General features: G+C 70.0%; 29 protein-coding genes and 1 tRNA gene. 13 read left to right on the plus strand and 17 right to left on the minus strand.

The window, feature by feature from the left end:
* The first annotated feature begins 63 nt into the window (after positions 1-63).
* Positions 64-624 carry a YceI family protein gene (locus E1292_RS00690; protein WP_132590866.1) on the plus strand — a complete coding sequence of 187 codons (561 nt, stop codon included), beginning with the start codon at positions 64-66 and terminating at the stop codon, positions 622-624.
* A gap of 114 nt (positions 625-738) precedes the next feature.
* Here the strand turns inward: E1292_RS00690 and E1292_RS00695 are convergent, their stop codons facing one another.
* Together E1292_RS00695 and E1292_RS54745 are read right to left on the minus strand one after the other, a co-directional pair.
* The gene (locus tag E1292_RS00695; protein WP_132590868.1) at positions 739-1,764 is read right to left on the minus strand and encodes an NAD(P)/FAD-dependent oxidoreductase; all 1,026 of its coding nucleotides are present in this window, start codon (positions 1,762-1,764) and stop codon (positions 739-741) included.
* Between the two features lie 55 nt (positions 1,765-1,819).
* Complete coding sequence (locus E1292_RS54745; protein WP_132590870.1) at positions 1,820-2,071, minus strand: hypothetical protein; 252 nt, start codon at positions 2,069-2,071, stop codon at positions 1,820-1,822.
* Positions 2,072-2,224: 153 nt separating this feature from the next.
* Between E1292_RS54745 and E1292_RS00705 the strand changes: the two genes are divergently transcribed.
* The 5 genes from E1292_RS00705 (at position 2,225) to E1292_RS00725 (ending at position 6,040) form a co-directional block, all read left to right on the plus strand.
* Positions 2,225-2,313: transfer RNA gene (locus E1292_RS00705), tRNA-Ser, on the plus strand.
* 468 nt (positions 2,314-2,781) lie between these two features.
* The gene (locus tag E1292_RS00710; RefSeq protein WP_132590872.1) at positions 2,782-3,093 is read left to right on the plus strand and encodes a hypothetical protein; all 312 of its coding nucleotides are present in this window, start codon (positions 2,782-2,784) and stop codon (positions 3,091-3,093) included.
* Positions 3,084-3,947 carry a hypothetical protein gene (locus E1292_RS00715; protein ID WP_132590874.1) on the plus strand — a complete coding sequence of 288 codons (864 nt, stop codon included), beginning with the start codon at positions 3,084-3,086 and terminating at the stop codon, positions 3,945-3,947. Before E1292_RS00710 ends, E1292_RS00715 begins: the two co-directional genes overlap by 10 nt.
* Before the next feature lie 21 nt (positions 3,948-3,968).
* Positions 3,969-4,361: a YbaB/EbfC family nucleoid-associated protein gene (locus tag E1292_RS00720; RefSeq protein ID WP_132590876.1), complete on the plus strand. Its 393-nt coding sequence runs from the start codon at positions 3,969-3,971 to the stop codon at positions 4,359-4,361.
* Between the two features lie 278 nt (positions 4,362-4,639).
* Entirely contained in the window at positions 4,640-6,040 is a 1,401-nt protein-coding gene (locus E1292_RS00725) for an MFS transporter (RefSeq protein WP_165974301.1), read from the plus strand.
* Positions 6,041-6,086: 46 nt separating this feature from the next.
* Here the strand turns inward: E1292_RS00725 and E1292_RS00730 are convergent, their stop codons facing one another.
* A complete protein-coding gene (locus E1292_RS00730; protein WP_220446591.1) occupies positions 6,087-6,884 on the minus strand; it encodes a phosphatase PAP2 family protein in 798 nt (265 codons plus the stop codon).
* 105 nt (positions 6,885-6,989) lie between these two features.
* Positions 6,990-7,565 carry a CGNR zinc finger domain-containing protein gene (locus tag E1292_RS00735; protein WP_165974302.1) on the minus strand — a complete coding sequence of 192 codons (576 nt, stop codon included), beginning with the start codon at positions 7,563-7,565 and terminating at the stop codon, positions 6,990-6,992.
* 60 nt (positions 7,566-7,625) lie between these two features.
* On the opposite strand from E1292_RS00735, the gene E1292_RS00740 reads away from it, so the two are divergent.
* A complete protein-coding gene (locus tag E1292_RS00740) occupies positions 7,626-8,462 on the plus strand; it encodes an alpha/beta fold hydrolase (protein WP_132590880.1) in 837 nt (278 codons plus the stop codon).
* 32 nt (positions 8,463-8,494) lie between these two features.
* Here E1292_RS00740 and E1292_RS00745 read toward each other — a convergent pair whose 3' ends face one another.
* Together E1292_RS00745 and E1292_RS00750 are read right to left on the minus strand one after the other, a co-directional pair.
* Positions 8,495-8,830: a hypothetical protein gene (locus E1292_RS00745; RefSeq protein WP_132590882.1), complete on the minus strand. Its 336-nt coding sequence runs from the start codon at positions 8,828-8,830 to the stop codon at positions 8,495-8,497.
* A gap of 65 nt (positions 8,831-8,895) precedes the next feature.
* Positions 8,896-9,816, minus strand: coding sequence for a Rossmann-fold NAD(P)-binding domain-containing protein (locus tag E1292_RS00750; RefSeq protein ID WP_220446592.1), 921 nt, complete (start codon positions 9,814-9,816; stop codon positions 8,896-8,898).
* A gap of 41 nt (positions 9,817-9,857) precedes the next feature.
* On the opposite strand from E1292_RS00750, the gene E1292_RS00755 reads away from it, so the two are divergent.
* Together E1292_RS00755 and E1292_RS00760 are read left to right on the plus strand one after the other, a co-directional pair.
* The gene (locus tag E1292_RS00755) at positions 9,858-10,793 is read left to right on the plus strand and encodes a GlxA family transcriptional regulator (RefSeq protein ID WP_132590884.1); all 936 of its coding nucleotides are present in this window, start codon (positions 9,858-9,860) and stop codon (positions 10,791-10,793) included.
* Between the two features lie 7 nt (positions 10,794-10,800).
* Positions 10,801-11,217, plus strand: coding sequence for a TIGR03668 family PPOX class F420-dependent oxidoreductase (locus tag E1292_RS00760; RefSeq protein ID WP_132590886.1), 417 nt, complete (start codon positions 10,801-10,803; stop codon positions 11,215-11,217).
* Positions 11,218-11,260: 43 nt separating this feature from the next.
* Here the strand turns inward: E1292_RS00760 and E1292_RS00765 are convergent, their stop codons facing one another.
* The 4 genes from E1292_RS00765 to E1292_RS00780 are packed head-to-tail and all read right to left on the minus strand — an operon-like array spanning position 11,261 to position 13,225.
* Positions 11,261-11,557 (minus strand): YbaB/EbfC family nucleoid-associated protein, encoded by a 297-nt coding sequence (locus E1292_RS00765; protein ID WP_132590887.1) that lies wholly within the window; start codon positions 11,555-11,557, stop codon positions 11,261-11,263.
* Between the two features lie 3 nt (positions 11,558-11,560).
* Positions 11,561-11,950, minus strand: coding sequence for a YbaB/EbfC family nucleoid-associated protein (locus E1292_RS00770; protein ID WP_132590889.1), 390 nt, complete (start codon positions 11,948-11,950; stop codon positions 11,561-11,563).
* On the minus strand, positions 11,947-12,789 hold the full coding sequence (locus tag E1292_RS00775) for a hypothetical protein (RefSeq protein WP_132590891.1): 843 nt from the start codon (positions 12,787-12,789) through the stop codon (positions 11,947-11,949). The genes E1292_RS00770 and E1292_RS00775 overlap by 4 nt, the downstream gene beginning before the upstream one ends.
* Before the next feature lie 10 nt (positions 12,790-12,799).
* Positions 12,800-13,225, minus strand: a complete 426-nt coding sequence (locus E1292_RS00780) for a hypothetical protein (RefSeq protein ID WP_132590893.1) — start codon at positions 13,223-13,225, stop codon at positions 12,800-12,802.
* A 49-nt stretch (positions 13,226-13,274) separates the two neighbouring features.
* Here E1292_RS00780 and E1292_RS00785 point away from each other — a divergent pair, with 49 nt between their 5' ends.
* On the plus strand, positions 13,275-13,481 hold the full coding sequence (locus tag E1292_RS00785) for a hypothetical protein (RefSeq protein ID WP_132590895.1): 207 nt from the start codon (positions 13,275-13,277) through the stop codon (positions 13,479-13,481).
* Between the two features lie 280 nt (positions 13,482-13,761).
* Here the strand turns inward: E1292_RS00785 and E1292_RS00790 are convergent, their stop codons facing one another.
* From E1292_RS00790 to E1292_RS00820, 7 genes are all read right to left on the minus strand, one after another.
* Complete coding sequence (locus E1292_RS00790; RefSeq protein WP_132590897.1) at positions 13,762-14,367, minus strand: fasciclin domain-containing protein; 606 nt, start codon at positions 14,365-14,367, stop codon at positions 13,762-13,764.
* Between the two features lie 231 nt (positions 14,368-14,598).
* A complete protein-coding gene (locus E1292_RS00795) occupies positions 14,599-15,729 on the minus strand; it encodes a retropepsin-like aspartic protease (RefSeq protein WP_132590899.1) in 1,131 nt (376 codons plus the stop codon).
* An 81-nt stretch (positions 15,730-15,810) separates the two neighbouring features.
* Positions 15,811-16,146 carry a VOC family protein gene (locus E1292_RS00800; RefSeq protein ID WP_342775589.1) on the minus strand — a complete coding sequence of 112 codons (336 nt, stop codon included), beginning with the start codon at positions 16,144-16,146 and terminating at the stop codon, positions 15,811-15,813.
* Between the two features lie 230 nt (positions 16,147-16,376).
* Positions 16,377-17,384: a S1 family peptidase gene (locus E1292_RS00805; protein WP_246089821.1), complete on the minus strand. Its 1,008-nt coding sequence runs from the start codon at positions 17,382-17,384 to the stop codon at positions 16,377-16,379.
* A 302-nt stretch (positions 17,385-17,686) separates the two neighbouring features.
* Positions 17,687-18,847 carry an MFS transporter gene (locus E1292_RS00810; protein ID WP_132590905.1) on the minus strand — a complete coding sequence of 387 codons (1,161 nt, stop codon included), beginning with the start codon at positions 18,845-18,847 and terminating at the stop codon, positions 17,687-17,689.
* A gap of 214 nt (positions 18,848-19,061) precedes the next feature.
* On the minus strand, positions 19,062-19,298 hold the full coding sequence (locus E1292_RS00815) for a hypothetical protein (protein ID WP_132590907.1): 237 nt from the start codon (positions 19,296-19,298) through the stop codon (positions 19,062-19,064).
* Between the two features lie 68 nt (positions 19,299-19,366).
* The gene (locus E1292_RS00820) at positions 19,367-19,876 is read right to left on the minus strand and encodes a VOC family protein (RefSeq protein WP_132590909.1); all 510 of its coding nucleotides are present in this window, start codon (positions 19,874-19,876) and stop codon (positions 19,367-19,369) included.
* Between the two features lie 219 nt (positions 19,877-20,095).
* Here E1292_RS00820 and E1292_RS00825 point away from each other — a divergent pair, with 219 nt between their 5' ends.
* The 3 genes from E1292_RS00825 to E1292_RS00835 all read left to right on the plus strand — a co-directional run bounded on the left by E1292_RS00825 (position 20,096) and on the right by E1292_RS00835 (position 22,850).
* On the plus strand, positions 20,096-20,284 hold the full coding sequence (locus E1292_RS00825) for a hypothetical protein (RefSeq protein ID WP_132590911.1): 189 nt from the start codon (positions 20,096-20,098) through the stop codon (positions 20,282-20,284).
* A 183-nt stretch (positions 20,285-20,467) separates the two neighbouring features.
* On the plus strand, positions 20,468-21,883 hold the full coding sequence (locus tag E1292_RS00830) for a xylulokinase (protein ID WP_132590913.1): 1,416 nt from the start codon (positions 20,468-20,470) through the stop codon (positions 21,881-21,883).
* Between the two features lie 292 nt (positions 21,884-22,175).
* Positions 22,176-22,850: a DUF998 domain-containing protein gene (locus tag E1292_RS00835; protein WP_132590915.1), complete on the plus strand. Its 675-nt coding sequence runs from the start codon at positions 22,176-22,178 to the stop codon at positions 22,848-22,850.
* Positions 22,851-22,867 lie beyond the last annotated feature (17 nt).

A 22,867-nucleotide genomic window follows, 5' to 3' on the forward strand; every position in this document is an offset into this window, starting at 1 on the left:
TCCTCATGTACATATTTGTTGTCGCAAATATTGCAACCCGAACCCCTTCTGAGGAGAACCCCGATGACCACTCGTACCTGGGAGTCCTTGACCATCCCGGCCGCCGGCACCTACAACCTCGACGTGGCTCACACGCGCGTCGGGTTCGTGGTGAAGCACATGATGGTCAGCAAGGTCCGCGGCTCGTTCGGCTCCTTCAGCGGCTCGGTCACGATCGCCGACAACCCGCTGGAGTCGTCCGCCGAGCTCACCATCAAGGCCGACAGCATCACCACGGGCGTGGCCGACCGCGACGGCCACCTGCGCGGCGACGACTTCCTGTCCGCCGAGAAATACCCGGAGATCACCTTCAGGAGCACCCGCGTGGTCGGGCACAAGGGTGACGAGTTCACCGTCGTCGGCGATCTGACCATCCGCGACGTCACCAAGGAGGTCGAGCTCACGGTCGAGTACGGCGGCGCCGGCACGAACCCGTGGGGCCAGGCCGTGTGGGGCTACACGATCACCACGGAGATCGACCGCGAGGAGTTCGGCCTGACCTGGAACCAGACCCTGGAGACGGGCGGCGTGCTGGTGGGCAAGAAGGTCAAGATCGAGATCGAGGGCGAAGCCAACCCCGCCTGACACTTCGCGATCTTGAGGCGTTGGGGGCCACCCGGCGACGGCCACCGCATGGTCATTCGGAGCCTGTGGACAGCCGAAGATCGTGCGGTCACGGCCAGGTCGTCACTGAGGGAATCAGTGGAACCGGTCCGGTCGGCAACCGGCGAGCTCGAGGGCTGGTAGCCCGGTGAGGATCTCGGAAGCGCCAAGGCGGCCGGCCGCGGCGGCCAGGGTGATCGCCGAGTGCATCACGCTGACGTACAGACCGCGGGTGCCGGCGGGGCGGCCGATGACCGGTTCCCCGTCGGCAGGCATCGGACGCCAGCCGATCTCGGCGGAGACGACCTCCGTGCCGCCGGCTCCGGCGAAGGAAGCAGCGAACCGGTCGCGGACACGTCGGGAGGTCCCGAGCAGCGCGGCCTGGTCCGTCTCGCCGCTGTACGCCGTAGGGGCCAGGATGGTGCCGTCGTCGAGCTGCCGGGCCTCCAGCGACGGCGTCGCGACGATCGTTCGGACCAGGCCTGGAGCCGCGCGCAACCGGACAAGGACGGCGGGCGACGGCTCGACGGGCAGGGTGATGCCAATCCCGGAGCACAGGGCAACCGTGCCGGTACCGGCGGCCAGGACGACGGTCTCAGCGGGAACGACTCCGGCGGTCGTCTGTACGCCGCTCACCGTGCCCGCCTGGTGGTCAAGGGCAGTTGCCAGCACCCCCGTCAGCAACCGTGCGCCCCGCTTGCGCGCGGCGCCGACCAGGAGATCGGTCGCCGCGACCGGGTCGAACGCCGCATCCTCCGGACGATGGACGGCCACGGCCGGAGGACTGAGCAGGTGTGGTTCCAGGGCTTCGACATCGTTGGTGCGCGGCCCCGGGGCCTCGTCGAAGCCGTCCCAGCTGATTGAACCCGACCAGCGGATCGACATTTCAGGAAGCTCCGTCTCCAGCCGCCGGTACTCGTCCAGTGCGAGGTAGCGCAGTGGGGCCGAGGGCAGGTCGCTGACGGCCGGTCGTCCGATCCAGGCGAAGGAAGCGCGGGTGGCGCCCGAACCCGGCAGACCCGCATCGATCAACGTGACCGGTCGGCCGCGCCCGGCCAGGTGGTACGCCAGTGACGCCCCGACGATGCCGGCGCCAACCACGACAATGCTGCGATCCGTCATACCAGCGTTCTAGCAAGTGCGGCACTGCCGCGACACCGGATATCGGCCACCGGGATCACCTCATCGGGCTCAACGGGTAATCCGACCTGTTGAGATGCGATGTCTCCATCGCATCGGGCCCTTCCGGTTCGCCGGTTGAGCGGCGGATCTTCGTGGCAGAGCTCAGCTCGGGCGCGTACTTCCCCGACTGGCTGCTGGAGCGCCGCCGCCGGGCCGACAAGGCGCTCATCAGCGTGGTGGCCACGAGCTCTCTGCTCGGCGTGCTGTCGGCCTTCAGCCACCGGCAGCCGACCTCGGTCAGGGTCATCCACAGCCCCGAAGCGCGCCCACGCTGTGGACGGGCCTCATCCACAGGGAGTTACCCACAGCCTGTTGATAACTCTTGGCGAAGCCGGGCGGGGAATCGCTTTGCCGCCTCGCCGGAAGGCCGGTACGCTGTGCTGAGCCGCGGTGGCTTCCGGGAGGATTCGCCTAGTCAGGTCTATGGCGCCGCACTGCTAATGCGGTTTGGTGGCAACACCATCCGGGGTTCAAATCCCCGATCCTCCGCACATGAAAGGCCCTTCACCCGTTTGTGGGTGGAGGGCCTTCGAGCTTCTGAGGCGTCATAGTTGCAGCGCTAGGTGCAACGGCTGCGGATTTCCCCACGGCCGCGGTCAGCGACGTCGGCAGAGAAACGTTGGAACGGCTTGAGTTGGCCGTGGATGACCTGGCTTCCGCCTACCCGAAAAACACCGCCCGCCCAGCTCCTCGGGCGCGTACGGCGGGCACCTGGAGTACGTTGGGCGCCTCCTCGACGGCAAGGAGACCTTCGCCGAGCATCGCCGACTGCTCGTCGCCGGCGGTTGGCTGTCACTGCTCGGCGCGACGTGCCACATCGACTTGCGGGAGTACGGCCGCGGCTGCCCGGCTGAGGACCGCGGCACAGCTGGCACACCACGCCGAGCACCCCGAGATCAGGGCGTGGTGCCTGGAGACCTGATCGTTTCGGCTGGAGGCCAGCTACAGTGTGCGGGCATGACAGAGAGTTTGGAGATCGACCGGCAGGCCATCCGGGAAGCTGCTTCCCGGATGGTTGTCCTCAGCGAGGACTTCGACGCCGCGCTGCGGGGGCTGACGGAAATCGGCGCCATAAGGGATGACGGTCTGCTCTCAGGTTTTCTCTCCGTACTCGCCGAGTGCCTCACAGAGGCGAGCGAGATGCGAGCCGCTCTCAGCCACGTGATGGCCGCGACCGGTGGTGGCTTGGGATTCGTGGCTTCCTCCACAGAGGTCGCGGACGTGGCGAGCGGCGAATATCTGGAGCCGCGGGGTGAGTCATGGGCATGATGCTCCCTGCCTGGGTGATCGACCCCGGCTACTGGCCGCCCGACGAGCAGGATTACCTGGCGAACGCGAGCACGCTGAGGACCGCTCTGGAGGGCATCCAGGTTCCGGCCGCCGAGTCGGACGCCACGATGGAGCAAGCCCAGCAGAACTACCAGGGTGAGGCATCCACTGCTCTGGCCGGTACGTGGGAGCAGGTTTCGCAGGCCCGCGCACTGGCGACGACCGCGATGAACATCATCCCCATCTCGCTCGACGGTGTCGCCGGAGTGATCAGCGGATCGAAACTGGCCATCGGCTCGGTGGCTGCGGCCACCACGGTGCTGGTCGCCGCTCATCTGCTCAACCCGCACCCTCTGAGCAGGGCCTATGCGAAGCTGAGAATCCGCGCCATGCACCGCATCGTCCAGCAGGTCGCACGCGAGGCGAAAGAGGGCGTCGAGGGGCCGATAGCCCATGCTCTCAAGCGCCGGGTGGCCGGCCATCTTCGGGAGCTCCGCGAGAACCTGCCGCATCCGGAACCGCGCCCCCAGTTCGCCGGGAGCGCCCCCGGGAGTCGCCGGCGTACCGAGCCGACGTCCGAACGCGACTCGCACATGACGATGATGGCCGGCAGGGGTTGGTTCGGAAAGACGACCAGAGACGAGGAGAGAGTAGCGGAGAGGGAGGTCGAAACCCAGTACCTGAACACCAACTACAAGGTGCAAGAGCTTGAAGAGCTGGCGCGGGACGAGGACGAACTCGCGGCCGACGCGGCTCAGGGCATAAGCGGCGAGGCAGCACAGCGACATTGGCAGCAGGCGGACGCGTTGAGAGAGCGGGCAGAGAACCTGCGAAACACGAGAAGCCGGAATTGATCTCACCTTGTTGGAGTCATCATGCAGCCGGCATCCACGCCTCAAGATGATCAGGAACGGCTGGAGCAGATCCTGGGACAGGCCGCGAAGGCGATGCGAGAGCTTCAGGGGGCCCAAACCAGGATCGGTGCCGTCACAGGCGTTGGCACGAGCGTCGATGGCCTGGTGACGGCCACGTCCGATGGGCACGGCGCCATCATCTCGTTGAAGCTTGACCCCCGCGCCATGCGCCTCGACGCGGCAGTCCTCGCTCGGCACATGACGATGGCGATGCAGGAGGCCCAGCGGGTTGCGGAGCAGCAGACACGAGACGTCCTGAGTGAGCTCCCCCATACCCGGGCCATGCCGAAACCGCTGGGCTCTTCCTTGGTTCGAGAACGCGTGGAGGAAGCGACCCGCCGGCTCCTGGGTTAGCCGGCGATCTGCGGTCTCACGTCATCGTTCCGCTCCTTCACGACCGCCGATCTTGGGCTCGCCTTCAAGAGCAGAGCGCGGGCTGTGTCGGCCCTTTGCCGCGAGGGCCGATTCCCGCCAGAGCTTCGAGCGTAGGGAGCGGAAGCATAGGCGCCGATGGGGGCGGCCCTGGAGAAGCCGGGCGTCCGATCGTGTGCCCGGAAGGCCCGTCCTTGCCGGGGAATGGGGGTTTCATGCGGCCGCGGTTGCCCGGAGGCGGGCAAGGCGGACGAGGATGGATGATCATCCTGTCGGCCCAGTTCCTGATCATGTTGGATGCGTCGATCGTCACGGTCGCATTGCCTGATATCCAGCATGAGCTGGGCTTTTCCGCGTCAGGTGTGCAGGCCGTCGTCACCGCCTACAACGTCGCGTTCGGGGGTGCGCTCATCCTCGGTGGCAGGGTGGGGGACCTTTTCGGGCGGCGTCGCTTCTTCGTCCTGGGCATGGCCGGGTTCGCGCTGTCCTCGTTGTTGTGCAGCTTGTCCGTGGACGCCACCATGCTCGTGGCCTGCCGTGTCCTGCATGGCCTCGCGGCGGCGGTCATCGCTCCGACCGCGCTGGCCCTGCTGGCCGACACGTTCCCTGAAGGGGCGGCGAGGGCCAGGGCGATGAGCAGGTTCGGCATCGCCACCGTGCTGGGATTCGTCGGCGGCCTGGTGCTCAGCGGCCTGCTGGTGGAATCGCTGGGCTGGCAGAGCGTCTTCTACGTCACGGTCCCTGTCGGTGCCCTGGTGGCGGTCTTGATCCCCCGTCTCATCGCACCCGCGCCAGTAGCCGCGCGACCTGGCAGGCTCGATGTGCTGGGCGCGGTACTGATCACCACGGGGGTCGCGCTGGTCGTCGTCGCGCCCACCCAGGGAAGCGCTCAGGGATGGACCTCCCCTCAGTGCGTCGTTCCCCTGGTCGCCGGGCTCATTGTGCTCGTGCTCTTCGTGTTCGCGGAACGCCGCCACCCCGATCCGCTGGTCCGTCCCGGGCTGTTCCGGTCGGGCATGCTGCGGGCCGCCAATGTCGTGACGCTGGCTTCGGGGCTGCTGTCCGGTTCGGCGTATCTTCTGGTCACCTTGTACCTGCAAGAGGTCATGGGGCGCACACCGGTGCAGGCGGGGCTCATCGTGGCGCCCATCGGTCTGGTGAACGTCGTTTTCGGCATGGTTCTCGGACGACTGATCCCGCGTGTCGGTCTGGCGGCGTCGCTCACCGGCGCGACCGTGTGCGCCGGCCTGCTGGTCGCCCTGGTCGCGTCGCAGGTGACGGTGACGCGGAGTCTGGTGCTGTTCGCGCTCGTGCTGTTCCCCATGGGCATGTCGATCCTCGCCACCACGGTCAGTTCCACTCTCGCGGCCACGGCGGGGGTCTCACCTCGTGAGCAGGGCCTGGCGGCGGGTGTGCGGCAGACTTCCTTCCAGCTCGGCATCGCCCTTGGTGTCGCCGTGTTGCTGTCGCTGGCGTCCAGCCGGACCAGCGTGATGGAGGGGAAGGGCGTCGCGCACGGGCAGGCTCTGGCAGCGGGGTACCAGGCGGCCATGTACGTGCTTGCCGTCCTGGTGATCGTGGCAGGCGTCGTGACGTTCGCGGAGGTGCGCAACCACAAAAGGGCGATCACCGCCCGCCGCGTGCCGGCGACGATCACTTGACTGCCGCCGCCGCCCTCGTACGGCAGACGACGAGACGATCAGCTGATCATTCCCGAGCGCGCCGGCGTCCGGTCAGGCGGCCCCACGCTGCTACGACAGCGATGGAGACGGTCAGCAACACGGCGCTTCCGGCGATGTCGAGGACGTAGTGGTTGCCGGTGATGAGCACGACTGCCGCCATGCCCAGTGGAAAATTCCACGACAGCAGTGCCAGTCGCGGGTGGGAGGCTCGCAACGCGGACCATGCGGCGTACGCGCACCACAACGACCATCCCACGTGCATGCTGGGCATCGCCGAATACACGTTCTGGCCGTTCGCGATCTCTCGTGTGGCATGGCCGCCCAGGATGTCGTACGTGGCGATGATGTCGACGACGCCCGGCAGGGCGAACCGTGGGGGCGACATGGGCAGCGCCCAGAAGACGGGCAGGACGAGGACGGCCATCGCGACGAGGGTCCGGCGGACCTTGATGTAGACCTCGGCGTGCCGGACGAAGATCCACACCAGCACACCGGTGATCGCGAGGTAGTACAGGCGGTAGTAGTACACCGCCGGCTGGATGAGGGCTGGATGCTCGGTCAGCCACTGGTTCGCCCTCAGTGCGATGTCCAGGTGGAGGGCCCGCTCCAGGGACTGCAGGGCCAGCGCGTTGGCGGTGGCGGCTGCGGCGTCCTTCCCGGCGGCGGCATGCAGCCGTGCGAAGAGCAGGATCACGAGCAGCAGGCCCGCCACTTCGACGAGCGGGGCGGGGCGCCGCCCGCCTCTGCTTCCGGCAAGTGCGGCTGACCGGACCCATGCGACCGAGCGCGATAACCAGCCGGCGGCCACCTCGAGCAGGCTCACTCGGGTCACCCTAACTCGCTCCCGCGGCGGTGCTGGGTTGGCGATCAGATGTGTGGGCTCGCCGACAGCGGCCGGATCTTGGAGCGCAACGCGTGTTGAAGGCGATCACGCGGGCGGGCGGCGGGCGCGGTGGTTGGCGACGTTGACGCGGTTGCCGCAGAGGTCGGGCGTGCAGTAGCGGCGGCGTCCAGCGCGGCTGGTGTCGACGAACATGCCGTTGCACGCCGGGGAGGCGCAGTGGCGGAAGCGGTCGTGGCTCAGGGTCCGCAGGACGGCGAGCAGGCCCACGCCTACGAGTACGGCCAGCTCGTCGGCGACGGAAGCCTGTGGGGTGGTCGCGACGTACCACTGCCATCTGCCGTCGGTGTCACGGTAGAGGCCCGGAGCGGTGCCCGCTCTTCTGGCGAGCGTGGTGGCCAGGAGGGCGGCGTGTTCCTCGGCGGTGGCTTCGAGGATGGCGCGGACGTCACGGCGGAGGGCGAGCACCTGGTCGAGATCGTCGCGGGACGGGGTGTGGCCGGCGGCCAGGGCGTCGAGGTGGAGGTCGTGCTCGGCCAGGAACCGGGCGAGCGCGGCCGGGTTGGGCAGCAGCTCGCCCGCGCTCTGCACTGCCGGTGAGGTGTTGACCAGATCTGTCGCCACCCCGGCCGCCCACGCGTAACCGGTAAAAGTTGCCTTCAAGCCTTACATCTCCTACTGTAACCGGAATAAGCTAATTATACCCCTTACAAGAGGAGTGGTATGAGCACGCACACCGAGTCCGGCACGTGGAAGCTTCGTCACCGGGTCCGCGTGTCCGGCGGTGAGGTCGCCACCGACGTCTTCGGCCAGGGGTCACCCGTGATCCTCATCCACGGCACCCCCGCCTCCTCCTTCCTGTGGCGCGAGGTCGTCCCCATCCTGGCCCGCGAGCACGCCGTACACGTGTGGGACCTGCTCGGATACGGCGACTCCCAGCCGGCCCCGGGCGTCGTCCCGTCCATCGACCTGCAGGCCCGTACGCTCGCCGAGCTCGTCAGGCATTGGGATCTCGGCGCCCCCGCCCTGGTCGGGCACGACATAGGCGGAGCCGCCGCGCTCCGCGCCCACCTGGTCCACGGGGTGCCCGTCCGCCGCCTCGCGCTCCTGGACGCCGCCGTCCTCGGGGCGTGGCTGACGCCGTTCACCCACCACATGCGGACCCACGCCGGCGTCTACCGCACGATGCCCGCGCACGTCTTCGCCGACATCATTCGGCCGCGCCTGCACACCGCCACCCACCGGCCCATGCCCGAGGCCGTCGCGAGCGCCTACCTGGCCCCGTGGGACGGAGCCGCCGGGCAGCAGCGCTGGATCGATCAGGTCGAGGGCGTGAGCGATGACGAGACCCGGGACATCGAGGCCAGGCTGCATGAGATCACCGTTCCGGCCCACGTCCTGTGGGGCGGGAACGACGAGTGGCTCCCTCCTGCGACCGCCGCCCGCCTCGCCGCCGCTATCCCTGGCGCCGGCCTGACCATGATCCCGGACGCGGGCCACTTCCTTCCCGAGGACAGCCCGTACGACACCGCGCAGGCGCTCCTGCGGTTCCTCGACTGACGGGAAGGCCAGGCCGGCGCGCAGGGCGTAGGTCAGCCGGCGAACCTCTTCGCGCGGTCCCGGGCCCATCGGGCGGCCTGGACGGCCTGGTCGCCGGTGATGGGGGAGCCGGGCATACCGCCCAGCCGCTCCGTCAGGTCGGCGAAGCGTACATATTCCTGCTGGGCGTGTTCGCGGCAGGCGAGGCAGGTGACGCTTTCCGGATGCGGCGAGGTCATCGCGTGGGACACCTGGATGCCGCAGCCGGTGGTGACGATCGCCGGCGCGTCAGGCGCGCGGCCGAACATCGACGTGAGCACGTTGCGGAAGTCGGCGCCGGCCTCCAGCACCTTCCGGTCGACGTGGATGTGCGGATCTGTCTCGCTCATATGTGCCCGCGCCTCCGTCGTGGGTCGTCCACATCACAGTATGACGTCGACCGGCCTGGCGGGTGTCAGATCACTTCGCGGAGCACGTCGTCGACCGGTGTGGCGCTCACCCCGAGGATCTTCTCGGTCTCGGAGTGGTCGACGACGAACGGGTGGCCCGGCTTGATCAGCACTTCGTGGAACTCCGCCCAGAACGGATCGCCGAACGCGAGCAAAGTCATGTCGCGTTCGGTCAGCTCTTCCAGGCGCGGCTCCGGCGCCCCGGAGAGTGCGGCGAGCCGGCCGGCCAGGTCCCGCACCGACAGGGTGGAGGTGGGGGCGTGCCACGCCCGCCCGTACGCCTGCTCGTTGCGGGCGGCGGCGACCAGCGTACGTGCGGTGTCGCCGATCGCGGAATAGCTGTGCGGCACGTCGGGTTCCTGCGGCACGAGGGCGAGCCGGCCTTCGAGCACCTGGCGCTGCACCATGAGACTGAACACCGAGAAGGCGCCCGCGCCGTAGAACTGGCCGGCCCGCACCTCGGTGACCTTGACCCCCGAGGCGGCGGCCTCCTCCCAGACCCGCGCCCTGGCCCGTCCCTTGGGCCCGGTGGCGGCCAGCGGGAAGTCGGGTCTGATCGGCTGGTCCACCGGCCCGTAGCCGTACAGGTTGCCGAGCATGACGTAGGCGGCTCCGGTCCGCTTGACCGCGGCGAGCAGGGACGCCGACAGGATCGGGAACTGCTCCGGCCACGTGTGGTACGGCGGCGCGGCGGTGGTGAACAGGGTGTCCGCGCCTTCCGCCAGCCGGGTGAGCCGGTCGGTGTCGGTGGCGTCCGCGGCGACCCTTTCGACGAGCGGGTGCTCGGGCCCTCCACCGGTGCGGCTGATCATTCGTACGCGCTCGCCGTCGCCGGCCAGTTGCCGGGCGGTCCTGGTCGCGGTGGCCCCGCGACCCACGATCACATGAAAGGTCATGACGACCACGATGCCGATCTGCGACTTCATGGCATAGTGGCCGGAATGCCGACTATCCGGAGGATCTGGCCATGCACCGCATCGCCGCAGTCGTCGTGTCCCCTGTGCTGAGTTTCGACGTCTCGATCCCGCTCATGGTGTTCAACAGCGTTGCGCACTACGACGTGCGCATCTGTACGGCACGCCCCGGCCCGCTGGCGACCGTCGGAGGCCCGGACATCGTGGTGCCGTACGGCCTGGACGCGGTGGAGGGCGCCGACACGGTGATCGCCGTCGGCAGCGGCGGCGAACCGGCTCCCACGGAGACGCTCGACGCCCTGCGGAAAGCCGCGGCCGGCGGCACGCGCATCGCCTCCCTGTGCACGGGCGCGTTCGTCCTGGCCCAGGCCGGCCTGCTGGACGGGCGCCGCGCCACCACCCACTGGAGCCTGGCCGGCGACCTCGCCGCCCGTTTCCCGTCGGTCGAGGTGCAACCCGACCTGCTCTTCGTCGAGGACGGCGGCATCTACACCTCGGCGGGCGCGGCGGCCGCCATCGACCTGTGCCTCCATCTGGTCAGGATCGACTACGGCGCGGCGGTCGCCAACACGGCCGCCCGGCTCGCCGTCGTCCCTCCCGTGCGGCCGGGCGGCCAGTCCCAGTACATCGAGACCCCGCTGCCCGCCGAGCGCGGCACCTCCCTCGCCACCACCCGAGCCTGGGTGCTCGAACGCCTCGACCGCCCGCTCTCGCTGGCCGACCTGGCCGGTCATGCGAGGATGAGCGTGCGGACCCTGACCAGGCGCTTCCACGCGGAGACCGGGATGAGCCCGCTCCAATGGCTGCTGCACCAGCGCGTCGACCGCGCCAGGGAACTTCTGGAGACCACCCGGCTGCCCATGGATCAGGTGGCCGCGCGGAGCGGGCTGGGCAGCGCCGACTCCCTCCGCAAGCACATGGTCGGCCGGGTCGGGCTCACTCCCACGGCCTATCGCGCGAGCTTCACCCAGGTGCCCGCGGGTACGTAGCCAGGGCATGGACCGCGATCGTGCCCGTGCTCTGTTCGCCGGCGAGCGAGTCGCCCGCCTCGCCACGGTGGGTGGCGGCGGTGTCCCTCGTCTGGTGCCCGTCACGTTCGCCGTGTCGGGCGACGACGTCGCGATCGCCGTCGATCACAAGCCGAAGTCGACCACCCGCCTGCGTCGGCTGCGCGACATCGAGGAGAACCCCTCCGTCTGCCTCCTGGCCGATCGTTACGACGACGAGGAATGGGCGCGGCTGTGGTGGGTGCGCGCCGACGGCCGGGCCCGCATCGTGTCCGGCGGGCCCGATCGGGACCGGGCGATCGACGACCTCGTCACCAAGTACGCGCAGTATCGCGAGCGACGACCGCAGGGGCCGGTGATCCTCGTGAACGTGCGCCGATGGTCGGGTTGGGCGTTCGCGGAGTAGCGGGACATCACCGTGCGCATCGGCGCGCCGATGCGCACGGCCCCTACCGCCCCGGAGTGTGGAGGTCGGTGAGGAACTCGTCCCGCGAGGCCGCCGCGGCCTCCTCGGCCGTGGTGATCGCCGCGAGAATGGCGTCGGCCAGGTTCGTCGCGTCCAGCTTTCTCCTGCTCCGTGGGGAGATCTCCAGCCGGGTGAGGATGCCGAGCGCGTCGGTGACGGCCACGATGCCGCCACCGTCGGCGCGGCCCGTGAACTCGGCGGCCGTCCACTCCTCCACCCTGGCCTCCGCCCGTTCGGCGGCGGCGATCAGCGCCTCGAGCCGCGCCTGCGCCTCCTCCATCGATCACTCTCCCCGGAGGACGTCGCGGATGTGGCCTGCGAGCGGGTCGGCGGGCACCGCGGTGTCCGGGTGCCGGCCTGTGAGGGTCTGGACGACCTCGGTCAGCCGCTCGTCCATCGCAAGGTGGGCGGCGACGATCGCCTCGCGGACGGCCTGGGCGAGCTGGACGTGGTCGAGGGCGCGCAGACCTCGCGGATCGATGGACAACGTACGCAGGCGGCCGGCGCCGGACACCTCGGCGCGGACGGTGCCGGACGGGTCGGCGCCGGCCAGGCGCTCCGCCTCCAGCTCGCCCAGCGCCCCGGTCACGGTGCCCGTCCAGCCTTCGGTCTCGCGCAGCAGCCCGGCGACGTCGTCCTGCCGGCCTGCGGAGAACGCGTCGGCGTGCCTCATGAGGCCTCCTTGCCGGCGGGGATCCAGTAGTCGTCCACCATGGACGGATCCTCGATGTTGGGCGTGAGGTGGAGGTCGCGCGGACCCATGGCCGGGTTGCCGGAGCGGAAGAAGGCGCCCCTCACGTCGTTGAGCTTGAGTTCCAGCTTGTTGAGGTCGCCCTCGTAGGAGTTGTACACGTCGGCGAACTGCTTGACCAGGTTGCCGGCCGCGCTCATGAACAGGCCGACCTGCGTCATCAGGGCGACCTTCCCCACCGGGTGCGCGCTCATGGCGGCGACCGTACGCAGGATGGGCGCCGAGGTGGCGTACAGCCCGAACACCGACAGGTCGTACTCCAGCACCTCCTTGTACTGGCTGTGCATGGTCCCGCTCATCTCGTCGGAGACCTTGCCGAGCTGGCCGTAGAGGCCGTTGACGTTGAACCGCACATATTGCTGGAGAGTCTCCACCGCCGCGCCCTTCCAGTTGGGCGAGATGTCGTCGAAGTAGGCGCGCCACAGATTGGACCGGCTGCCCTCCAGCAGCCCGGACATCTCCTTCCACTGCTCGCGGCGGTCGTAGAACAGGAACGGGTTGCCCAGGTTGAGGGTGGCCGCCACGTCCAGGGCGAGCGCGGCGACGCCGATCCCCGACATCGCCATCGCCGCCCTGGTGGACTGGCGCAGCGGGTTCAGCTGCGCGATCAGCCGCTTGTAGAAGCCGGGGTCGGTGCGTTTCGGCGTGACCGTGACGGTCCGTTGCACCGTTCCGCCGGCGTTGGTGACGTGGAGTTGCTGGTTGGCCGTCGGCGCGCTCTGGCCGGGCAGGATCAGCTTCGGCGGTTCGCCGGTCGTCATCGTGTCCCTCTCACTTGACGGTGCCGGCCCGCTCGGCGGCGACGTAGTTGTCAGCGGCCCTGGAGACCTTGCCGCTGTCGGTGCGCAGCACTTCGGAGAGGATGCCGGCGCTGTCCTTCCAGGTGTCGGTGATCGTGTTGAACCGGTTGACGAACATCAGCCCGACGATGGGCACGCCGGCCAGGGGGACGAGGTCCCAGCCCTCGAAGCGGGGGGTCGCTTCCTTGACCGTGTCGACGCCGGTGGCGGAGGCGTCCATGGTGCCGGCGAACTTGCGTACGTATTTTGCGCTGGTTTCGTAGCCGTCATGGGAGCCGCTCGAGGTGCCCGGCGGTTGCGTCGGCTCGGGCGTGGCGGCCGGCGTGGACGGGGTGCGCAGGCTCGACGGGAGGCAGATGGGCGGCGGGCACGCGGGGGTGTGCGGGCACGGGCTCACCAGGGACTCTGAAGGGCCGGGTGTCCCGGGAGTGGCCGCCGGAGGCGTCGTGCTCGGTGGCACCGTCGTCGTCGGCTGGGTCGTCGGCTGCGTTGTCGTCGGCGTGGTCGGCGAGGTGGTCGTTGACGGCGTCGGCGTGGTGGCCGGGCCGGACGCCGACGGGCTCGGTGAGACGGTCGGCGAACCGCTCGCGGATGGCGTACTGGCCGTGAAAGACGATTCATCGGTCGACACGGGGTCTTTCTACCATCACTGAGTAACGTCATAACCGCCTGCATCCCTCTTTGGCAGGCTGTCATAAACGTTCAGCAGAAATTCACTCCTGCGAGACCTTGACGACGGTTGGAATTCGGGCTCTCTCGGTTGCGGCGCGAATAGAAGGCCAGGTCAGTAACGGTGGGTCAGTTTCTTTCTCCGTACGGTCGCCGTCGCATCGAACGGAGCGAGGCAGGGAAACGCCCCGGGTCAGGGCGCGGTCACGAGGGTGGTGGCCTGGCGATCGCGCCCGGTCCGGGGCGTGGATCCGGTGGTGGCGGTCACTCGGGCATGAGGACCTTGTCGATGACGTAGATGGTGGCGTTCTTCGTCTGCACGCCGCCGCAGACCAGCTTCGCGTCGTTCACCGTCAGGTTCTCGCCCGAGCCCTTGACCTCGAGCTCGCCGCCCTCCAGTGACGTCAGCGTGCCTTCCTCCTCGAGGTCGGCGGGCGTCTTCTTGCCCTCCACGACGTGGTAGGTCAGGACCCTGGTGAGCTCTTCGTTGTCGCCCATGAGCTGATCGCGGGCATCCTGCGGGATGGCCTCGAACGCCTTGTTGTCGGGCGCGAAGATCGTGAGCGCTTCGGCCTGGTCGAGCCGGTCGGCCAGACCCGCCTCCTGCACGGCCTCGTCCAGCGAGGACAGGTCCGGCACCTCGGAGAGCGCGGTCGCGGCCGTCTGGTCGGCGATGTTCGGCAGGCTGCTCTCGAGCGCGGAGCATCCGGGGCCGATCGGGGCGCCCCCCGGCCCTGGCGACGTGTCAGGTGATGTGCCGGGTGACGAATCCGGCGAGGGGACCGGCGACGAGAGGGTTGGTGAGTGCGCGGATGCGCCGGTCATTCCGGCCGTGGAGGCGGTCAGCGCCAAGGCCGCCGCGAGAAGCATTCGTTTCACTGTGTACCCCCGTGTTCTGTGGCGCCGTACCGGGCGGGGCCTGCACGGCGTCGAGGTGCCCGGGTTCGCGGCCCGGGTCTCCACTACCAGTGTCGGAGGTCATAGAGCATGCCGGAGTTGCATTTACCCCAAAAAGCACAAAAGCCATAGAACGAGACTTTTGCCGTATAGGGGATTAAAACCTCACAAGTAGCTATTCATCGCGGCCGTGCCCCGGCCGCGTCAGGCGGGAGGGCCGGTGACGTAGAGGTTCATGCCGGTGAAGTCGAACGTGATGGCGAAACGTTTGAGGAACTCGTGGCCGAAGGTCGCGATCGTGTCGAATCCGAGACGGTCGTCGAGCAACGGCCCCACCACCCCCGGGATCCCGCGGCCCGTCGCGGCACCGAGCGCCACCTCGTCCGCGACGATCGGATAGCACGGGGCGCCGCCGCTCCCCGTACGAGGGGCGCCGAACTCCAGGCCCCAGCGCGTGGCGAACTTCTCCGAGGTGGTCACCCCGACGCCGGGCTCGCCCGTGGACAGGCAGACCAGGCGCGGGCCGTGGCCGTTGACGCTGCCCACCGTGCACGGGAAACGCCCACCCGCCAGCCACAGCGGCAGGATCTCCGCGTCGTGCCGCGCCGACTCCGCCTTGAACGCCCGCAGCTGCGACCTGCGGCGCAGGACGAGAGCCTGGCGTACGTAGTCGATCGTGGTGAGGAACCGGGACATGACGATCAGCCCGATGGCGCCGGACGCGGGCAGGTCGACGTCGCGCCAGACGACGGGCACGTTGCGCACCTCGATCGACCCCAGCCGGAACGACCTCACGACGCCGAGATGCGTCTCCGTGCCGTCCCCCGCACGGGTGGAGGCCACCGCGCGCAGGCGCGCCCGCTCGGCCGCCTCCATGGTGAGGACCGGCTCCGCCGCCGTGTCCAGGAGGAACCTCATCGGCGCCGACCCGTTGACCGACGCCTCCACGGCGGGCAGCGGGTCCAGCTCCTGGAAGGCCAGCTTGGTGCTGCGCGGGCCGTGCAGGTCGAACGGGGTGTCGCCGGCGGCGGCGTACTGCTCGGCGACCGCGTCCCTCCCGGCGGCCCTGAGCACCGGAACGGCTCGGGCAAGCTTGTTCTGGCGTGCGTAGCAGTCCGCCAGCAGCTCCTTGAGCGCGTCGTCGCCGGGAGCCAGCTCCACGGCCCTGGCCAGATACTTCTCGGCGGTGATGAACGCGTTCGACAGCAGGGCGATGCGGCCGACCTGCGCGTTGGCGTGGGCATCACCCGGGTCGGCGCGCAGGATGTCCGCGTAACCGCGGCGAGCTTGCGCGAAATGGCCGGCGCGGAACAGGCCGTCAAGCGAGGTCAGCATGGTCAGACCAGGAGACCAGGCGGCGTGTTTCCCCGGAGTTTCCGACTTCGAGGGCGCCCTTGGGCGCCCTCGCGCGAGGCACTAGGCCTGGATGACCGACAGGACGTTTCCCGCCGGATCCCTGAACCAGGCGATCGGCGGGCCCTCCGCGCGGAGAACCCCCTTCTCGTCCGTCGGCATGCCCTCGTAACGCTCGAAACGCACCCCCCGCGCCGCGAGCTCCTCCACCGCCTTGTCGATGTCCTCGACGGGGAAGTTGAGAACCGTGAACGACGCCGGCGTGTGGGCGTCGCCCTTCGGATAGATCAGGACGCCGTTGCCGCCCTCGATGTGCAGCGTCAGCATTCCGTGCTCCTCGGAAATCCGGAGCCCGAGCGTGCCGCCGTAAAACTCCTTCGCGGCCGCGACGTCGTTCACGGAGAAACCGCTGAATGCCTTTGTCGTGCCGAACAATATGACCGCCGCCTTTCGTCGTATGATCCCGCGGCGCGCCGGTCTTCTCCTCCGGCTCCAGCGCCGCGTGCCTTCCTACGACAGACCTGCCCGCCGCGGGAAACTCATCGCCGCCGCAGGAGTTTCTCTCCCGGCAGCGGAAAGGCGCGCAGCGCGCCCGGCCGGCGGGCGCGCTGCGCGTGTTCTCCGGAAGGTCAGCCGGTGCGGAGCGTGAGCCCGTACGTGCTCAGGATCTCGTTGACCGGCTGGTGGTACGTCGTGCCGCCGACGCGGCAGTTGCCCGAGCCGCCGGACGTGACGCCCTGGGCCTGGTTGCCCGAGATGAACGAGCCGCCCGAGTCGCCGGGCTCGGCGCAGGCGGACGTGCGGGTCAGGCCGCGCACCGTGCCCTGCGGGTAGGTGACGCTGGCGTTGTGCTGCTGGATGGTGCCGCAGCGCCAGCCCGTGGTGGAGCCGGAGCGGCAGATGGACGAGCCGACGGAGGCCTGCGACGAGCCGCGGACGGTCACGGTCGAGCCGCCGGAGCCGCGCACCAGCGGCTGCGGGGTGTTGCCGGGCGCGGCGACCCAGGCGTAGTCGTTGCCCGGGAAGGACGAGCCCTGGAAGGTGCCGGTCGGGTTGCTGGTCCTGGCGCCGGTCCGGCCGCAGTGCCCGGCGGTGACGAAGCCGGGGGTGCTGCCCCGGGTCACGGAGAAGCCGACGCTGCATCGGCTGGAGCCGATGTAGTAGGCGGAGCCGCCGATGATGTTGATGAACGGCTTCGGCTGCTCGGCGGTCGCCGACACGCTCAGCGCCTCCTTGTCGACGCCCGCGGCGTCGGCGAGGGCCTGCGCGGCTTCGACGGTGGACGCCTGGACGGAGACGTTGTTGGCGGTCACGTCCGCGTACCAGAGGGCGGCACCGGACCTGGCGGTCTCCGGAGCCTGGTCGATCTTCTGGACGATCCCCTGGAGCTCGGCCAGCGTGCGCTTGACGACGACGGGCTGCGCGCCCTGCTCCTCGATGGCGGCGGTCTCGGCGGGGTCGGTGGTGGCGACCATGAGCTTGGAGGCGTCGGCGTTGAGCCAGGCGCCGCCGAACGAGTCGTCGCCCAGCTTGCCGCTGAGCGTGGCCTCGGTGGCCGCGGCGCGCTGCTCGTTGGCCAGCCGGGTGATGACCTGCTCCTCGGAGAGGCCGAGGTCGCGCTCGAGCGCGTCGATCACGGGGGGAGGCGCGGAGGGGGGAGCTGATTGCGGTGCCGGGTCAGCGAACGCTGGGCTGAGGGGGGTGGCCAGGCAGGCGGCGAGGATGATGGATCCCGCCACCGCACCGCGTTTACTCAACATGAGCACTCCTCGGTTGGGGGTGCTGTCAAGTTAACGGTTGTTAACGCCTCTTGTCAGATGTCAAACATGCCCTATTTCGGTGTTATATCCGCGGTTTCGGCCGTGGGCCCGAACCGGCGGCCGTCCGCCTATAAGGCCGCCCCCGGCGGCGAGCAGGCCACCGCCGGGAGCGGCCCCGGTCACCGGCGCGCCGGGACGAGTGCCATGGAGCGCGCCGTCAGCAGGGCGATGAGCGCGTACGGCACCACCATGAGGGCGAACGTCAGGCCGTGCGACACGTACGACGACGTCGCCCCGTACGCGGCGTAGACGGCGAGCGTGACCACGTTCATGCCCAGACCGGCGACCGACGTCACGGTGGCCCTGGCCGTGCCGGTGATCCGCTCCTGCATCCGCGCGTCCGCCACCACCCCTGCCAGCTGGAACGCCCCGAAGGCCAGGGCGATCAGCACGAACCCGGCCGGGTGCCCGCTCACCGCCCCCGCCGCCATGGCCAGCGCGGCGAGGGCGATCGTCAGGGCGTACGCGCGGGGCGGCATGTGCCGGGCGCGTCCGGCCAGCAGGCCGCCCGCCGTGGCGCCGACCCAGGTCAGGAGGATGAGCAGCGGGATGACGGCCTTGGTCACACCCGTGTCGGCCGCGAGGTACGGGACGTACTCGTCCAGCGCCCCCCAGATCGCCGTCACGAAGGCGACCAGCACCACCGCACGCAGGACGCGGCGGTCCGTACGGGCCTCCGTCAGACCGGCCTTCAGGATCGCCAGGTAACCCTCCTCCGCGCCGTCGTCGCCGCGCGTGCGGTGCTCGGGCAGGGTGAGCGCCGTGGCCGCGCACAGGACGCAGGCCAGCACGCTGGCGACGCCCACGGCCGGATAACCGCCGGCCGCGAACACGGGCACGGCCAGGCCGATCGCCGACGCGACCGCGACCGTGCCCACGGCGGTGGCCCGGCCCATGACGGCGGCGTAGCGGTGCGCCTGGCCGCGGCGCTCCAGCTCCTCGTAGGAGAGAGCCTCGAACGCGCCGGAGACCAGCGCGCCCTCGGCGCCCCACAACACGAAGCCGAGCGCGAACGCCCAGTAGGAAGGGAAGACTAACCACAGAGTGAAACCCAGCCCGGCCAGCAGCGGCCCGAGGAACAGGGTGACACGCCTGGACAGCCGGTCGGCCCAGGCGCCGGACGGGATCTCGAGCACCATGCCCGTCACCGACCAGATGACGAACAGGGACGACGTCTCGGCCACGGACAACCCGGTGTCGATGAACAGCAGCGTGTAGACCGGGTAGATCAGCAGGAATTCGCCGAGGAACGCGTAAACGTACAGCGACGCGACAAGCATGAGGCCTTCCAGGGGGACGAGTAGGGACTCCGAGTGCTTGTCGCCTCGGAGGCCCGCGCGCCCCGCGCCGGCCCCTGGTTATGGATCAATGTCGCCAGGTCATACGGGGCAGTCTAGCGCCCCCTCCGTCGCCGTCCACCCCGCCGCGACCCCAGGGCGCGCGGCGGTCACCGCGCAGCGTCGAGCGGACCCACCCGCCGGTGGGCGCGTCGCGTCAGTCGCGCCCGTCGTCGTCGAACGACTGCAGCACCCGCTCGAACGCGTCGCCGACAGGCCGCAACACCTCCGTGAACGCGTTGACCAGCGGGCCGAAGATCTCGGTCACCTCGGTCATGAGGTCGGGACTCTTGCTCTCGGGAGGCGCCCAGCGCATGGCGTCGGCGCTCAGCGTCTCCCACTCGTCGACTACGCCGTCGATCGCGTCGAGCACATGGTCAGGATCGCTTGGCATGGCCGTTCCCCTGGAAGTCACCCGGTGGAATCGCTCCGTGGCGAAGGAGCCGTCATGACCACGGTACTTCAGGCCGGGACGGACACGCCCACGCCGCCTCGGGTCTGTGCGCCGTACCGCTCCTTGTCGGCGCTCAGGTCGAGCGGGCGGATGCTGGAGCGGGCGGCGAGCACCTCCTCGGTCAGCAGCGCCGCGGGAACCAGCCACGACACCTCGAACTCCAGCCCGTCGGGGTCCTTCGCGTAGAGGGCCTTGGTGGTGCCGTGGTCGGAGGCGCCGACCAGCGCGCCGAGCTCGCGCAGCCTGGCGGCGATGCGCTCGAGCTCGTCCAGGGTGTCGACCTCCCAGGCCAGGTGGTAGAGGCCGACCGAGGTGCGGCCCGCCGGTGAGGGGGCCGCGTCGCCGCCGATCTCGAACAGGCCCAGGTCGTGGTCGTTCGTCGAGCCGGGGGCCTGCAGGAAGGCGGCGCCCGGCAGGCCCATGACGACCTCGAAACCGAGGGCGTCACGGTAGAAGGCGACGCTGCGCTCCGTGTCGCGAACGTAGAGGACCGCGTGGTTGAGCCGCTGAACCGGCATGGTGTTCCCCTCTCGACGGAGCTCACCTCAAATGTATGAGAATTCAACCACTTTGGGTGTTTCGGCCACGACATCCATCCCGGCCGGGATCGCTCCATGACGAACCGTGATCGGACGGCTGCGGGAGGAGGAGGCGGGGAACACGCGGGCGGGTGTGGCGCGCAACTGTCGGACCGAGGCCGTACCGTTCTCCGGGTACCCGAACCTAGGAGATTGCCGATGCACGACACCGAAGAGGCGCTGTTCAGGGCGGTCCACGGCATCGCGGGCAGGCTCGCGGGCCAGCCCGTGCCCGTGGTGATGGACGCGCTGCTGCGCGGCCTGCCCAAGGCTCCCGGCCTCGAGGTGACGGAGATCCGCAGGATCGCCGAGGAGATCAGCGTTGGCCGCGATCCATCGGGGTTGTGAACACCTGGTCGCGGGGGGAGCATCGAGGCATGGGCCAGCCGACCGTGCCGATCGGGAGGGAGTCTCGGGCGCGCATCCCCGCCCGGCCGCGCATGCCCTGGCCGCCCGCGTCCTCAACGGGCGCGGGTAGCATTTCCCCATCTCAACCAGCTTTGCGCTGGAACACGTGTTAGGAGTACGTGGGTGACGCTGGTCGCAGGGGTCGATTCCTCCACGCAGAGTTGCAAGGTCGTCATTCGCGACGCCGGGACGGGCGCGCTGGTCCGGCAGGGCCGGGCCCCGCACCCCGACGGCACCGAGGTCCACCCGTCACACTGGTGGGCCGCGTTGCTGCAGGCCATCGAGGAGGCCGGCGGGCTCGACGACGTGGCCGCCATCAGCGTGGCCGGCCAGCAGCACGGCATGGTCTGCCTCGACGCGTCGGGAGACGTCGTCCGCGACGCCCTCCTGTGGAACGACACCCGCTCCGCCCAGGCCGCCGCCGACCTGGTCACCGAGCTGGGCGGCCCCCGGGCGTGGGCCGACGCGGTGGGCTCGGTGCCCGTGGCGTCGTTCACCGTGACCAAGCTGCGCTGGCTGGCCGAGCACGAGCCTGCCGACGCGCAGCGCACGGCGGCGGTGTGCCTGCCGCACGACTGGCTCACCTGGCGCCTGGCCGGCGCCCTCGCCTCCGGCCCCTTCGACGCGCGGGCCTGGCGCGAGGCCCCCACGCCGCCCCTCGACCAGCTCGCCACCGACCGCGGCGACGCCTCCGGCACCGGCTACTGGTCCCCCGCGACCGGCGCCTACCGCACCGACCTGCTGAAGACCGCCCTCGGCACCGTCCCGCACCTGCCCAAGGTGCTCGGGCCGCGGGAGGCGGCGCCGGGTTCCGCGCGCGTGCTGATCGCGCCGGGCACCGGCGACAACATGGCGGCGGCGCTCGGCGTCGGCGCGCGGTCCGGCGACGTCGTGGTGTCGCTCGGCACGTCCGGCACCGTGTTCGCGGTCGCCGAGACACCCAGCGCCGACCCCACCGGCGCGGTCGCCGGGTTCGCCGACGCGACGGGGCGCTTCCTGCCGCTGGTGTGCACGCTCAACGCCGCCCGCGTCATGGACGCCGCCGCCCGCATCGCCGGCGTCTCGCTCGACGAGCTGAGCGACCTCGCCCTCCAGGCGCCGCCGGGGGCGGAAGGTCTCACGCTCGTCCCCTACCTCGAGGGCGAGCGCACCCCCAACCGCCCCACCGCGACAGGCTCGATCCACGGGCTGAGCCTGTCCACCGCCACCCCGGCCCACCTGGCCAGGGCGGCCATCGAAGGCATGCTGTGCGGCCTGGCCGACGCGCTCGACGCGCTGAGCATGCGGCCCGAGCGGGTGCTGCTGATCGGGGGCGCGGCCCGCTCGAAGGCGGTCCGCCGCATCGCGCCCACGGTCTTCGGCGTGCCGATCGCGGTGCCGCCACCGGCCGAATACGTCGCCGACGGCGCCGCCCGCCAGGCCGCCACCCTGGTGACCACCCCTGAGTGGCGCTCGGAGGACACCCGGACGTACGAGGGAGAGGCGGTCCAGGAGATCCGCCACCGCTACGCCCGCGCGACCGCCCACATCCTCGACTGACGCCGGCTCCGCCGCACCAGGGCCGCTCCGCGTCGCGTGGTGGTACGGCCCGCGCCCTGCCCCACAGAAGAGGGCTCAAGGTGGGCGAAGGTGAGGGTGCCGGGGCGCCGTTGCGGCGGGGCGGCGGTGAGGCTGGTGAGCGTCCCCCTGGAGGGCCGGGAACCCGGGACGGCGGGTGGGGCCGGCCGTGCGAAGCCGTACGAAATGATCAAAGGACTCAGGGAAGCGTCAGGGTCGGGTCGGGGGTGGAGCCCGATGTGGGGGAGCGGTCGCCAGGGGCAGAGTGAGGCCCATGACCGCAGCAAAGAGGCTCTACCCCCTGATCGCCTGCGCCTCGATCCTGTTCTCGGTGGTCGCCGTGGTGGTCGGCCAGTTGGGTGCCGACCCCGACCTCGACCCCCTGAACGTGACCGTGAGCGAGTTCGCCGTGTCCGAGCGCGGGGGCGTGACGGAGGCGGCGATGGCGGTTCTCGGGGTCGGGTCTCTGGTGTTGCTGGCGGGGCTGCGGTCCGTGGGGGCGCCCGTGCGGGGGATGCCCGGGCGGTTGCTGATGGTGTGGTCGGGAGCGCTGATCGTGGGGGCGATCATCCCGACCACACCCATCGGCCAGAACCTGGACCTCGCGGCGCAGGTCCACAGGTACGCGTCGGTCGCGGCGTTCGTGAGCCTGCCGGCCGCGGGCGCGCTGCTGGTGCCCCGGCTGACCGCGCACGCCGCGTGGAAGCCCGTCGCGCGGGCCGTGGAGTGGGTGGCGCTGGCGGGCGGGTTCGGGCTGCTGGCGATCACCTACGTGGCGCTGCCGGGCGAGCGGGTGATGATCGGATTGGTGGAGCGGTTGCTGCTGGCCGCGGAGGTGTCGTTGCTGGCGGTGCTGGCGGGATGGCTGGCGTGGCTGGCCTGGCGGCCGAGCGCCTCAAAGGCCCTCAATTTCCCGACATATCACAGATTTATCGCTAGTCGATCTTAAAAGCATCTGTTTCGATG

It is taken from the genome of Nonomuraea deserti (genome assembly GCF_004348685.1).
Classification (GTDB): domain Bacteria; phylum Actinomycetota; class Actinomycetes; order Streptosporangiales; family Streptosporangiaceae; genus Nonomuraea; species Nonomuraea deserti.

Excerpts from the sequence above, each read along its gene's own strand:
- E1292_RS00690 (WP_132590866.1), top strand. The coding sequence starts at position 64 with ATGACCACTCGTACCTGGGAGTCCTTGACCATCCCGGCCGCCGGCACC.
- E1292_RS00695 (WP_132590868.1), bottom strand. The coding sequence starts at position 1,764 with ATGACGGATCGCAGCATTGTCGTGGTTGGCGCCGGCATCGTCGGGGCG.
- E1292_RS54745 (WP_132590870.1), bottom strand. The coding sequence starts at position 2,071 with ATGACCCTGACCGAGGTCGGCTGCCGGTGGCTGAAGGCCGACAGCACG.
- E1292_RS00710 (WP_132590872.1), top strand. The coding sequence starts at position 2,782 with ATGACAGAGAGTTTGGAGATCGACCGGCAGGCCATCCGGGAAGCTGCT.
- E1292_RS00715 (WP_132590874.1), top strand. The coding sequence starts at position 3,084 with ATGGGCATGATGCTCCCTGCCTGGGTGATCGACCCCGGCTACTGGCCG.
- E1292_RS00720 (WP_132590876.1), top strand. The coding sequence starts at position 3,969 with ATGCAGCCGGCATCCACGCCTCAAGATGATCAGGAACGGCTGGAGCAG.
- E1292_RS00725 (WP_165974301.1), top strand. The coding sequence starts at position 4,640 with ATGATCATCCTGTCGGCCCAGTTCCTGATCATGTTGGATGCGTCGATC.
- E1292_RS00740 (WP_132590880.1), top strand. The coding sequence starts at position 7,626 with ATGAGCACGCACACCGAGTCCGGCACGTGGAAGCTTCGTCACCGGGTC.
- E1292_RS00745 (WP_132590882.1), bottom strand. The coding sequence starts at position 8,830 with ATGAGCGAGACAGATCCGCACATCCACGTCGACCGGAAGGTGCTGGAG.
- E1292_RS00750 (WP_220446592.1), bottom strand. The coding sequence starts at position 9,816 with ATGAAGTCGCAGATCGGCATCGTGGTCGTCATGACCTTTCATGTGATC.
- E1292_RS00755 (WP_132590884.1), top strand. The coding sequence starts at position 9,858 with ATGCACCGCATCGCCGCAGTCGTCGTGTCCCCTGTGCTGAGTTTCGAC.
- E1292_RS00760 (WP_132590886.1), top strand. The coding sequence starts at position 10,801 with ATGGACCGCGATCGTGCCCGTGCTCTGTTCGCCGGCGAGCGAGTCGCC.
- E1292_RS00765 (WP_132590887.1), bottom strand. The coding sequence starts at position 11,557 with ATGGAGGAGGCGCAGGCGCGGCTCGAGGCGCTGATCGCCGCCGCCGAA.
- E1292_RS00770 (WP_132590889.1), bottom strand. The coding sequence starts at position 11,950 with ATGAGGCACGCCGACGCGTTCTCCGCAGGCCGGCAGGACGACGTCGCC.
- E1292_RS00775 (WP_132590891.1), bottom strand. The coding sequence starts at position 12,789 with ATGACGACCGGCGAACCGCCGAAGCTGATCCTGCCCGGCCAGAGCGCG.
- E1292_RS00790 (WP_132590897.1), bottom strand. The coding sequence starts at position 14,367 with ATGCTTCTCGCGGCGGCCTTGGCGCTGACCGCCTCCACGGCCGGAATG.
- E1292_RS00795 (WP_132590899.1), bottom strand. The coding sequence starts at position 15,729 with ATGCTGACCTCGCTTGACGGCCTGTTCCGCGCCGGCCATTTCGCGCAA.
- E1292_RS00810 (WP_132590905.1), bottom strand. The coding sequence starts at position 18,847 with ATGCTTGTCGCGTCGCTGTACGTTTACGCGTTCCTCGGCGAATTCCTG.
- E1292_RS00815 (WP_132590907.1), bottom strand. The coding sequence starts at position 19,298 with ATGCCAAGCGATCCTGACCATGTGCTCGACGCGATCGACGGCGTAGTC.
- E1292_RS00820 (WP_132590909.1), bottom strand. The coding sequence starts at position 19,876 with ATGCCGGTTCAGCGGCTCAACCACGCGGTCCTCTACGTTCGCGACACG.
- E1292_RS00825 (WP_132590911.1), top strand. The coding sequence starts at position 20,096 with ATGCACGACACCGAAGAGGCGCTGTTCAGGGCGGTCCACGGCATCGCG.
- E1292_RS00835 (WP_132590915.1), top strand. The coding sequence starts at position 22,176 with ATGACCGCAGCAAAGAGGCTCTACCCCCTGATCGCCTGCGCCTCGATC.